Source organism: Arthrobacter sp. 10L430, assembly GCF_056395245.1.
The window spans coordinates 1-536 of the sequence record NZ_JBFTJD010000071.1 but is presented as its reverse complement, the minus strand read 5'-3'; the positions used below and the strand labels follow the sequence as shown (position 1 = coordinate 536).

The 536-nt window shown below is 62.1% G+C and carries 1 protein-coding gene; it reads right to left on the bottom strand.

Features of this window, described 5'->3' with window-relative positions; translation table 11 throughout:
• Positions 1-536, bottom strand: a 536-nt coding sequence (locus tag AC1DDG_RS21710; RefSeq protein WP_476877704.1) for an FAD-dependent oxidoreductase, incomplete at both ends; no start/stop codon positions are given.

The following is a 536-nucleotide window of genomic DNA, read 5'->3' as shown; positions in this document are numbered from 1 at the left end:
AAGCCTTGGCCGGAGAAGCCGGTGGCGCAGTAGATTTTGCTGTTTTCCCTGAGGTGGCCGAGCAGAGGGTTCCCATCCGAGGTGTAGAGGTCCGGAAAGGCATCTGAGCGGACGATGTTCGGGACGAGGCCGGGGAAGAACTCAGCGACGGTTTCGGTGGTCTCGGCGACTTCTGCCGGAGTCAGTTCCCTTGGTACTGAGTCAGCGGATGGTGTCCCAGCCCCGCGATCGTCCAGGGTTGCCTTGACCGTCGCGCCGTCGACGCTCGGCGCACCGTACATGGAGCGGTCTCCGGAGATCCGGATGAAGACGGGGAACCGCTCCGGGGAGAAGTCTGCCGCGTCCTTGGCTACGAACCAGGTCAGGAAGCACCGTTTGGTCTCTGTGGCCTTCTGCAGGTAGTCGGGCATGAGTTGTTGGGACCAGCCGCCGGAGGAGACGATGACGTTCTCGAAGGTCCAGGACTTCTTGCCGGAGGTGATGGTGACGCCGTTGCCGGTTTCGGTGATGCTGTCGATGGGTGTGTTGGTGTGGAT